This window comes from Mesorhizobium sp. CU3 (assembly GCF_006442965.1).
Lineage (GTDB): Bacteria > Pseudomonadota > Alphaproteobacteria > Rhizobiales > Rhizobiaceae > Mesorhizobium.
Genome location: NZ_VFWX01000035.1, coordinates 1 through 1,756 on the forward strand (window position 1 = coordinate 1; position 1,756 = coordinate 1,756).

The following is a 1,756-nucleotide window of genomic DNA, read 5'->3' on the forward strand; positions in this document are numbered from 1 at the left end:
GTGTCTCGGCGAAGCCGAGACGGAGTGGGGGTCGACCAGCGCTACATGAGACAGTGCATGCGCCAGGCAGCCATGTACGCTATCGCCAAAGACCAACCGCTTGGAAATGGTGCATGCCGTAGCCCACTCCACGGGGAGAGGAATTGGCGCCGCGCTTGTTCATTTGCATGAGCACCCGAAACATGCAGACATGGCGCCGGACAGGGGCGGGGTGCCAGGGGAGAGAGCATGGCGGCGGTAGAGACTGTGCAGCGGGCATCGGGGCGCGGCATCTGGGGCTGGATGTTCTTCGACTGGGCGGCGCAGCCCTTCTTCACCGTCGTCACCACCTTCATCTTCGGGCCTTATTTCGTCTCGCGCATGGCGAGCGACCCGGCCAGCGGCCAGGCGGCCTGGGGCTACGGCATCGCCGCCGCCGGCCTGGTCATCGCGGTGCTGTCGCCGGTGCTCGGCTCGATCGCCGACCAGACCGGACCGCGCAAGCCGTGGATCGCGTTCTTCGCGACGATCAAGATCGTCAGCCTCACGCTTTTGTGGTTTGCAGCACCCGGTTCGAACCTCTTTTTGGTCGTGCTGTTGTTCTCACTGGCTTCGGTGGCGGCGGAATTCTCAACCGTGTTCAACGATTCCATGATGCCGCGGCTGGTGCCGAAGGACGAGATCGGCAAGATCTCAAACATGGCCTGGGGGCTCGGCTATCTCGGCGGCATGATCGCGCTGATCTTCGTGGTGCTGTTCCTCGCCGGCAATCTTGAAACCGGCAAGACGCTGATCGGGCTCGACCCGCTGTTCGGACTCGACCCGAAGCTTGGCGAGGATGCACGTTTCACCGGGCCGATGTCGGCCGGCTGGTACTTTCTGTTCATCCTGCCGATGTTTTTCTTCACCCCGGACGCCATCAAGGGCATTGCGATCGGGCCGGCGGTGCGCGAGGGTCTGTCGGAACTCAAGTCGACGCTGGCCGAAGTGCGTCAGCGCAGCGGCATTCTGCGCTTCCTTCTGGCGCGCATGATCTACCAGGACGGCGTCAACGCGCTGCTCGCGCTCGGCGGCACCTTCGCGGCCGGCATGTTCCATTGGTCGATCACCGAGATCGGCCTGTTCGGCATCATCCTCAACATCGTCGCCATCTTCGGCTGCTGGATCGCGGCGCGGCTCGACACCGCCTTCGGCTCGAAGCATGTGGTGATGATTGCGCTGGTGATGCTCTCGGTCGCGACTGTCGGTGTCGTCTCGACCGGACCGGGCTTCACGCTGCTCGGCCTGATCCCGCTGTCGACCGCCGATTCCGGCGGCCTGTTCGGCACCGCGGCCGAGAAGGCCTATATCCTCTACGGCCTGCTGATCGGTCTTGCCTTCGGTCCGGTGCAGGCGTCGTCGCGCTCCTATATGGCGCGCAGCGTGACGGCCGCGGAATCCGGACGCTATTTCGGCATCTATGCGCTGGCCGGCCGGGCGACGAGCTTCCTGGCGCCGTTCATGGTCGCCAGCATCACCACCATCAGCGGTTCGCCGCGGCTCGGCATGGCGGCGATCATCCTGTTCCTCGGCCTAGGCATGGCGATCCTGGTGGGGACGCCCTATCCGGCGGATAAACGGTAGCGCGCCTTTTTCCTTCTCCCCTTGTGGGAGAAGGTGTCGCCGAAGGCGACGGATGAGGGGTGTTCCAGGGAACGCCAACGTCTCACTCCGCTGGAACACCCCTTGTGTGTTTGGAATCGTGCATTGTTGAGGGTGCCACGGACCAGGTGCTTGC

Annotated in this window: 1 protein-coding gene; it reads left to right on the plus strand. The window is 64.1% G+C overall.

From position 1 onward, the window contains the following. Nucleotides 1–228: 228 nt before the first annotated feature. On the plus strand, nucleotides 229–1,602 hold the full coding sequence (locus tag FJ988_RS30495) for an MFS transporter (protein ID WP_140823041.1): 1,374 nt from the start codon (nucleotides 229–231) through the stop codon (nucleotides 1,600–1,602). Nucleotides 1,603–1,756 lie beyond the last annotated feature (154 nt).

Coding starts and splice junctions, on each gene's coding strand:
- FJ988_RS30495 (WP_140823041.1), top strand. CDS start 229: ATGGCGGCGGTAGAGACTGTGCAGCGGGCATCGGGGCGCGGCATCTGG.